The 8,806-nt window shown below is 33.6% G+C and carries 9 protein-coding genes; all 9 read left to right on the top strand.

Annotated elements, in window-relative coordinates:
• Window positions 1-1,064, top strand: a 1,064-nt coding sequence (locus tag AB2369_RS08500; RefSeq protein WP_367666052.1) for a sensor histidine kinase, incomplete at its 5' end; no start/stop codon positions are given.
• Window positions 1,065-1,185: 121 nt separating this feature from the next.
• Complete coding sequence (gene eutA / locus AB2369_RS08495; RefSeq protein WP_367666051.1) at window positions 1,186-2,619, top strand: ethanolamine ammonia-lyase reactivating factor EutA; 1,434 nt, start codon at window positions 1,186-1,188, stop codon at window positions 2,617-2,619.
• A gap of 18 nt (window positions 2,620-2,637) precedes the next feature.
• Window positions 2,638-4,002, top strand: a complete 1,365-nt coding sequence (locus tag AB2369_RS08490; RefSeq protein ID WP_367666050.1) for an ethanolamine ammonia-lyase subunit EutB — start codon at window positions 2,638-2,640, stop codon at window positions 4,000-4,002.
• A gap of 14 nt (window positions 4,003-4,016) precedes the next feature.
• Entirely contained in the window at window positions 4,017-4,901 is an 885-nt protein-coding gene (eutC, locus tag AB2369_RS08485; protein ID WP_367666049.1) for an ethanolamine ammonia-lyase subunit EutC, read from the top strand.
• A gap of 16 nt (window positions 4,902-4,917) precedes the next feature.
• Window positions 4,918-5,571: an ethanolamine utilization microcompartment protein EutL gene (gene eutL / locus AB2369_RS08480; protein ID WP_367666048.1), complete on the top strand. Its 654-nt coding sequence runs from the start codon at window positions 4,918-4,920 to the stop codon at window positions 5,569-5,571.
• 13 nt (window positions 5,572-5,584) lie between these two features.
• A complete protein-coding gene (locus AB2369_RS08475) occupies window positions 5,585-6,229 on the top strand; it encodes a BMC domain-containing protein (RefSeq protein ID WP_367666047.1) in 645 nt (214 codons plus the stop codon).
• A complete protein-coding gene (locus AB2369_RS08470; protein WP_367666046.1) occupies window positions 6,229-7,704 on the top strand; it encodes an acetaldehyde dehydrogenase (acetylating) in 1,476 nt (491 codons plus the stop codon). The genes AB2369_RS08475 and AB2369_RS08470 overlap by 1 nt, the downstream gene beginning before the upstream one ends.
• Window positions 7,705-7,794: 90 nt before the next feature.
• Window positions 7,795-8,079: an ethanolamine utilization microcompartment protein EutM gene (eutM, locus tag AB2369_RS08465; protein WP_367666045.1), complete on the top strand. Its 285-nt coding sequence runs from the start codon at window positions 7,795-7,797 to the stop codon at window positions 8,077-8,079.
• A 64-nt stretch (window positions 8,080-8,143) separates the two neighbouring features.
• Window positions 8,144-8,806 (top strand): cobalamin adenosyltransferase (locus AB2369_RS08460; protein ID WP_367666044.1); only part of this gene is annotated, 663 nt, incomplete at its 3' end.

The raw sequence follows: 8,806 nt of genomic DNA, 5'->3' as shown, positions 1-8,806 counted from the left end.
AGACTATAGTACTATTATTTCTTGAGGAGTATATATGTAGTGAAATTATTAAAGACTTTAATTTAGAAAATAACTCTAAATATGAAGAATCACTTATGACTACATTTAATAGTTTAAACAACTTAAGTTTTTCTTTAACTAACTTTTTAGATGACGCTATATTAATATTCAATAATGAAGGTTTTTTAAAAGTAAAAAACCTAAAAGCAGAAACTTATTATAAAAATTTAGGGCAAGATTTATCTAAAAATAATATCCATTATAATGATTTATCCATAGGAGATGAAAATTTTATTACTGTATTAGAAAATTTATTCTCTAAGGAAAATAGTATTATTTCCAAAGAGGCAGAAGTTAATGAATCTTACTTTAGTTTTAAAACAATTCTTTTAAACCATGAAGAATTAGTCTTAGTTGTTATTATAAAAGATATAACGGATATAAAAGAAAAAGAAGCACAAATTGTTTCTAAATCTGTTGCATTAAGGGAAATACATCATAGGGTTAAAAACAATCTTCAAACCATAGCTTCCCTTTTAAGACTTCAAAGTAGAAGATGTGAAAGTGAAGAAGCAAAGGAATGTTTGAAGGAAAGCGTAAGTAGAATACTTGCTATAGCATCAACCCATGAACTTTTATCTCAAGAGGTTTCAGATAATGTCAACATTATAGAGGTTATAACAGCTATAACAAACAATATAAAGAGAAGTTTTAATAATATCAGTAAGGTTATAGACATAAATGTCATAGGAGAAGATTTTCAAATAGACAGTGATAGGGCCACAGCTATCTCCCTTATAATAAATGAACTCATTCAAAATTCTTATGATCATGGATTTAAGAATAAAGAAAAAGGTCATATATATATAATAGTTGAGGGAAATGGTGATAAAAAGCAAATGGCTGTAATTGACAATGGAGTAGGCTTTGAAGAAGATAGTGTAAGAAGTAAAAGCCTTGGACTTACCATTGTAAAGAGTTATGTAAAAGACAAATTAAGAGGTGAAATATCCATAGACTCTAGTAATAGAGGAACAAAAGTAAAAATAGACTTTAAAATGTAACTAGGCTACGTGGTAGTAGCTAAGATTTAAGCAAAGAGGCTTAAGGTTATAACATAAGGGAAAGTTAATGTCCCTTGATTAAGTTATAACTTTAAGCCTTTTTAGTTTTGGAGGTGTAAAAATGAGAGAAGAACTATTAAGTGTTGGTATTGATATTGGTACCTCAACCACTCAGCTGGTTTTTTCAAAGCTGATAGTGGAAAATACAGCCTCTAGCTTCTCAGTGCCTAGAATTTCAATAGTTGATAAAGAAATCATATATAGAAGCGATGTACACTTTACTCCTTTAGTTTCTAATACAGAAATTGATGCCTTAAAGGTTAAGGATATAGTGGAACTTGAATATAAAAAAGCTTCTATAGATAAAAATGAAATAAAGACAGGGGCAGTTATCATAACAGGAGAAACCGCAAGAAAAGAAAATGCTAATGAGGTTTTACATACCTTAAGTGGTTTTGCAGGAGACTTTGTTGTGGCAACAGCAGGACCTGATCTTGAAAGCATTATCTCTGGTAAGGGTGCAGGAGCACACATTTATTCCAAAGAAAGGTCCACCACTGTTGTTAATATTGACATTGGAGGTGGAACAAGTAATCTAGCTCTATTTAATAGAGGCGATGTGAAAGAAACAGGATGCTTAGATGTAGGTGGAAGACTAATTAAGGTAGATAATGTTTCAAAGAGAATAACTTATATTTCTCCAAAGATTGAGAAAATCATAAAGGATAAAAATTTTAATATAAGCCTTGGAGATATAGCTACAAAAGAAAAATTAATGCCAATTATAAATGAAATGGTAAAATACCTAGAAGCAAGTGTTGGTCTTTCAGATCAGGATGATTACTTTAATTATATAGTAACCAATAAATCTATAGCACTAAAAGAGAAAATAATATGCATATCCTTCTCAGGAGGAGTTGCAGATTATATATACAATGAGCATCCAATATCTGATTATTTTCAGTATGGTGATGTAGGAATTCTATTAGGAGAAGCTATTAAAGAGTCTAGGTTATGTAGTGACTTAAAACTTTTAAAGTCCCTAGAAACTATAAGAGCCACAGTGGTTGGAGCTGGTTCTCACACCACAGAAATAAGTGGAAGCACTATAACTTATACTCAAGATAGTTTCCCTATGAAGAATCTACCAATTATAAAACTATCCTTAGAGGATGAATCTCAAGGGGTAGAAGAGTTTAAAACTGCCATAAAAGAAAAGCTAGAATGGTTTAAACTAGAAAATGATCTTCAAAAGGTTGCATTAGGTCTTAAAGGAGAGAAGAATCCTAGTTTTAAGGATATTCAAAGATATGCTGAGGGCATATGCAAAGGACTTGAAGAGGTTATTTCAAGAAAACTTCCTCTAGTGATTGTTGTAGAAAGTGATATGGCAAAGGTTCTTGGACAAGCTATTTACTCCTTAATGGATTTCAAAAAGGATGTAATATGCATAGATAGCATAAAGGTTGAAAATGGAGATTATATCGATATTGGAAAACCAATTGCTGAAGGAAAAGTTTTACCTGTAGTTGTAAAGACATTAGTTTTCAACTAATTGGAAGGAGGATACAAAGTGATTTTAAAGACAAGACTATTTGGTCGTACTTATGAATTTAAAACAGTAAATGAAGTAATGGCAAAGGCCAATGAAGAAAAATCAGGAGATAAATTAGCTAGGGTGGCTGCTGAATCCTCAGAGGAAAGAGTAGCTGCAAAGGTTGTTTTATCAAACCTTACTCTAGGAGATTTAAGAAATAATCCAGCTGTACCTTATGAGATAGATGAGGTAACAAGAATAATCCAAGATTCAGTAAATGAAAAAATCTATGGAGAAATAAAGGGCTGGACAGTATCAGATTTTAGAGAGTGGATATTAGATGAAAATACAACAGGAGCAGATATAAGAAGAATCTCAAGAGGATTAACTTCTGAAATGGTAGCTGCTGTAGCTAAGATAATGTCTAACTTAGACTTAATATATGGAGCTAAGAAGATAAAAGTAACAGCTCACTGTAATACTACTATAGGAGAAACTGGAACTTTATCTGCAAGACTTCAACCAAACCATCCAACAGATGATCCAGATGGAATTTTAGCTTCATTAATGGAAGGTTTAACTTATGGAATAGGGGATGCTCTTCTTGGATTAAACCCAGTTGATGACTCTGTTGAAAGTGTAACTAAAGTATTAAAGAGATTCGAAGAATTTAAGCAAAAGTGGGAAATCCCAACTCAAACTTGTGTTCTTGCTCACGTTACAACACAGATGGAAGCTATTAAAAAAGGTGCACCAACAGACTTAATATTCCAATCTATAGCAGGATCAGAAAAGGGTAATGAAGCTTTTGGATTCAATGCACAAACAATAGAAGAAGCTAGACAACTTGCATTAAAACATGGAACTGCATCAGGTCCAAACGTAATGTACTTTGAAACAGGACAAGGTTCTGAGCTTTCTTCAGAAGCACACCATGGTGTAGACCAAGTAACAATGGAAGCTAGATGTTATGGATTTGCGAAGAAGTTTGATCCATTCCTAGTAAACACTGTTGTTGGATTTATAGGACCAGAGTATTTATATGATGCTAAGGAAGTTACAAGAGCAGGTCTTGAGGACCACTTCATGGGTAAACTTACAGGAATACCAATGGGATGTGACGCTTGTTACACAAACCACATGAAGGCTGATCAAAATGATATAGAAAATCTATCAGTACTACTTTCTACTGCAGGATGTACCTACTTTATGGGAATTCCTCATGGAGACGACGTAATGCTTAACTATCAAACAACTGGATATCATGAAACAGCATCTTTAAGAGAACTTTTAGGATTAAAACCTACAAAGGAATTCGAAGGTTGGATGGAAAAAATGGGATTCATTGAAAATGGTAAGCTTACAAGCAAAGCTGGAGATGCATCCATATTCTTAGGATAGGAGGACTGTAAGTAATGAATGAAAATCAATTAAAAGAAATGGTACAAAAGCTATTAACAGAAATGGTTGGAGAAGCTAGTAAAGAAACTATAGAACAAGCTACTAAACAGTGTGCTGAATCTTTAGTAAGTAATGATGAGTTTATTCCAGACATTACAGAAATAGATTTAAAGAAGCAACTTCTTGTTAACAATCCAAAGGACAGAGAGGGATATCTTAAGATGAAAGATAGAACTCCTGCAAGACTTGGAGTTGGAAGAGCTGGAGCTAGATATAAAACTATAACTGCTTTAAGAGTAAGAGCAGACCACGCAGCAGCACAAGACTCAGTTTTCTCTTATGTTTCTGAGGAGTTTGTAAAGAATAATAATTTAATATCAGTTGAAACATTATGTAGAGACAAGGATGAATATATAACTCGTCCTGATCTTGGAAGAAAGTTTTCAGAAGAAACTCTTAAGACTATAAAAGAGAAGTGTGGAACTGGCAAGAAGGTTCAAATGGTAGTAGGAGATGGATTAAGCTCTGCTGCTATAGAAGCAAACCTTGAGGATATACTTCCATCTATAAAGCAAGGTCTTAAGGTTTATGGATTAGAAATGGGAGAGATTCTATTTGTAAAACATTGTAGAGTACCTTCTATGGACCCAATAGGTGAAGCTACAGGAGCAGATGTTGTTTGTCTTCTAGTAGGAGAGAGACCAGGTCTTGTAACAGCAGAATCTATGAGTGCATATATAGCATACAAGCCAACAGTTAATATGCCAGAAGCTAGAAGAACTGTTATATCAAACATCCATAAGGGTGGAACTACAGCGGTTGAAGCTGGAGCTCACGTAGCAGAACTTATAAAGACTATGATAGATAAAAAGGCATCTGGAATAGATTTAAAACTTTAAGGATGGAGGGAAACAGATGAAACACGAAGCGATTCGTCCAACTGTTCTAAGCGTAAAGCTAATATCAAATGTAAGCCCAGAAATGGCAGAAAAATTAGAACTTGCACCACATCATAAGAGCCTTGGATTAATAACAGCTGATATGGATGATGTTACTTATACAGCTTTAGATGAAGCTACAAAATCAGCAGATGTAGAAGTTGTTTATGCAAGATCAATGTATGGTGGAGCAGGTAATGCATCTACAAAATTAGCTGGAGAAGTTATTGGGATTATTGCAGGTCCAAACCCAGCAGAAGTTAGAAGTGGAATGAATGCAGTACTTGATTTTATGGAGAGTGGAGCTCATTTCTTAAGTGCAAATGATGATAACTCTATACCATATTTTGCACACTGTGTATCTAGAACAGGTTCTTATCTTTCTAAGATAGCAGGAATAAATGAGGGAGAAGCCTTAGCTTATTTAATTGCTCCTCCTCTTGAAGCAATGTATGCTTTAGATGCAGCTTTAAAAGCAGCAGATGTTAGAATGGCTACTTTATTTGCACCACCATCAGAAACAAACTTTGGAGGTGCCCTACTTACAGGAAGCCAATCAGCATGTAAGGCAGCTTGTGATGCTTTTGCAGATGCAGTACAATTTGTTGCTGAAAATCCAACAAACTATTAATTAAGGATAGATAATGGATATAGAAGCTTTAGGATTAATTGAAGTAAAGGGATACTTAGGAGCTATTGAGGCAGCAGATGCTGCTTTAAAGGCAGCTAATGTGGAACTTATAGGCTGTGAAAAAATAAAAGGTGGAATAGTTACAGTTAAGATAACAGGAGATGTTGGAGCTGTACAATCCGCAGTAGATGCAGGAGCTAAGGCATCAGAAAGACTTCAAGTATTCCTTCATAGTCATGTTATCCCAAGATTACATGAAGATACAGTAAAGATACTTTTAGAAGATAAGAAAGAATGTGAAATAGATATAACAGAAAACAATTCTAAGGATTCTTTTAAAGAAGAATCAAAGGAAGAACAATCCTTAGAGAAAGAAGAAACCTTAACTACAGAAGCCGTAGTTAATAATGCTACTCCTGAAGAAGTAACTAAGGAAGAAATAATTTTGACAACTAAGGATGAAACAGACATAAAGGATTCTTTAAATAATGTAGATAGAATTCCTTCCATAGAAGAGCTTAAGGATTTAAAGGTGAAAGATCTTAGAAGACTTGCCTCAAAACTTAAGATTTCATCTATGACAAATAAGCAAATTAAGTTTGCAAAAAAAGATATGCTTATCGAAAAGATAACAGATTTTCTTAAGGAGGAAAGCTAATGGAATTACTAGATAAAGATCTTGTTTCTATACAAGAAGTAAGAAACTTAATAGCTAGAGCTAAGAAGGCTCAAAAAGAACTTGCTAAAATGAGCCAGGAGCAATTAGATAAAATAACAAAGGCTATATCTGATGCAGGATATGAGAATGCAGTTAAGCTTGCTAAAATGGCAAACGAAGAAACTGGATTCGGTAAGTGGGAAGATAAGGTAATAAAAAACACCTTCGCATCTAAGGCTGTATATGAGTCTATGAAGGATGTAAAAACTGCTGGTATCTTAAGTGATGATAAGGAAAAGAAGGTAATGGAAGTTGGAGTTCCAATGGGAGTTGTAGCTGGATTAATACCTTCAACTAACCCTACATCTACAGCTATATACAAAGCTATGATATCAATAAAAGCGGGAAATACTATAGTATTCTCTCCACACCCAGGTGCTAAGAACTGTATATTAGAAACAGTTAGAATAATAAGTGAAGCAGCTGAAAAAGCTGGTTGTCCAAAGGACGCTATATTATGTATAACTGTACCTACTATGCAAGCTACTGATGTATTAATGAAACATAATGATGTATCAGTAATATTAGCTACAGGTGGTTCAGCAATGGTTAAGGCAGCTTACTCTTCAGGAACTCCTGCTATAGGAGTTGGTCCAGGAAATGGTCCAGCATTTATAGAAAAGAGTGCTAATGTTTCCTTAGCAGTTAAGAGAATATTAGATTCTAAGACTTTTGATAATGGAACAATCTGTGCATCAGAGCAATCTATAATTGTTGAAAAATGTATGGAAGAAACTGTAGTTAATGAGCTTAAGAAGCAAGGAGCATACTTCCTAACTAAGGATCAAAGTGTTCAGCTTTCTAAATATATAATGAGAGCTAATGGAACAATGAATCCACAAATAGTTGGTAAGAGTGTTGAAACTATAGCAAAACTTGCAAACATTGATGTTCCAAAGGAAGCAAGAGTATTAATTGCTTATGAAACACAAGTTGGGGCTAAGGCACCATATTCAAAAGAAAAACTTGCACCAATCTTAGCATTCTATGTAGAAGAGAACTTAGAAAATGCTATTGAAAGATGCATAGAAATCTTAAACAATGAGGGAGCAGGTCATACTTGCGGAATCCACTCAGAAAATCAAGAAGTTATAAGAGAGTTTGGACTTAGAGTTCCAGTTTCAAGAGTACTTGTTAATACTCCAGGAACTTTAGGTGGAATAGGAGCTTCAACTAACATAATACCAGCTCTTACTCTAGGATGTGGAGCTATTGGAGGAAGTTCAACTTCTGACAACATAGGACCACTAAACTTAATAAATATTAAGAGAATAACTTATGGAGTTCTTGAAATAGAGGACTTAAGAGGAGATAAAGTAGAAGAAGTTAAGGCTTCAGAAACTTTAGGAAACGCTTCTCAAAATGAAGAGCTAATAAACTTATTAGTAAAGAGAATATTAGCTGAATTAAAATAGCAAAATAAAAAAACAAATAAAAATAATAAAAAATAATAAAAAATAATAAAAAATAAAAAAATTTATTTAATCTTAAGGAGGATTTTTATTATGGCAAGCGCAAACGCATTAGGAATGATAGAAACTAAAGGATTAGTAGGAGCAATAGAGGCAGCAGACGCAATGGTTAAAGCTGCTAACGTAACACTTGTTGGAAAAGAGCAAGTAGGAGGCGGACTTGTAACAGTTATGGTAAGAGGAGACGTAGGAGCTGTTAAGGCTGCTACAGATGCAGGAGCTGCAGCTGCTGAAAGAGTTGGAGAATTAGTATCAGTTCACGTAATACCAAGACCACACTTTGAAGTAGACACTATATTACCAAAGGTTACTGAATAATATTTTAAAATAGATGTGCTGAAATTTTCAGCACATCTATACATCTAGTAAGGGATGTGAGAAAATGAGCCTTATTACAGAAAGTGAACTTAGAAAACGATTGAAGAAGGACAACCTAAAAGAGTTAAAAGAACTTCAAGTTTTGAAGAAAGATATAGTTACACCTTCTGCTAAGTCCTTTTTAATAGAGCATAACATAGAGTTAAAATATGTTGATGTAATAGAAGACAAAAAGGAAGAAACAAAAGAGAATGTAGTTATTGATGAATATAAATTTGAAACAATATTTGGAGCTCATCTTAAGGAAAAACCTGAACATATGACTCATTTAAAAGGAAATACTTTAGTTTTTAAAGATCATAATATAATAATATTTAGAGGAAAGGTAGATACCCTTGAGGGAAAAATCTTAGAAACTCAAATATTATGTAATAAATTAGGTGAAACCTTGGTTGTTAAAGATCTTCAAGAAATCTTAGACTTTGTACGCACAATTTTAAGATGTGAAGTTCTTGAAGAAGAGCTTGTAGACTTTAACCTTCAAGGAATGACAAAGGAAGAACTAAGAGAAAAATCTCATTATCCCGAAAAATATTTTGGAATGACTCATTTTACTCCAGATTATACTATGGGGGAAGTAGTTATAGCCCTAAATTCTTTAAGGACTTTAACAAGGGAAGTAGAGTTAAGTGCATTTAAAGCCTTTAAGAATGAGTATGGAGTAGTA

The organism is Clostridium sp. (assembly GCF_040797585.1).
GTDB lineage: Bacteria > Bacillota > Clostridia > Clostridiales > Clostridiaceae > Clostridium_Z.
This window is presented reverse-complemented; position numbering and strand designations above follow the sequence as displayed.

Bases quoted from the DNA above. Each gene is read 5' to 3' on its own strand.
- eutM (WP_367666045.1), top strand. From the start codon at position 7,795: ATGGCAAGCGCAAACGCATTAGGAATGATAGAAACTAAAGGATTAGTA.
- eutL (WP_367666048.1), top strand. From the start codon at position 4,918: ATGAAACACGAAGCGATTCGTCCAACTGTTCTAAGCGTAAAGCTAATA.
- AB2369_RS08475 (WP_367666047.1), top strand. From the start codon at position 5,585: ATGGATATAGAAGCTTTAGGATTAATTGAAGTAAAGGGATACTTAGGA.
- eutA (WP_367666051.1), top strand. From the start codon at position 1,186: ATGAGAGAAGAACTATTAAGTGTTGGTATTGATATTGGTACCTCAACC.
- eutC (WP_367666049.1), top strand. From the start codon at position 4,017: ATGAATGAAAATCAATTAAAAGAAATGGTACAAAAGCTATTAACAGAA.
- AB2369_RS08470 (WP_367666046.1), top strand. From the start codon at position 6,229: ATGGAATTACTAGATAAAGATCTTGTTTCTATACAAGAAGTAAGAAAC.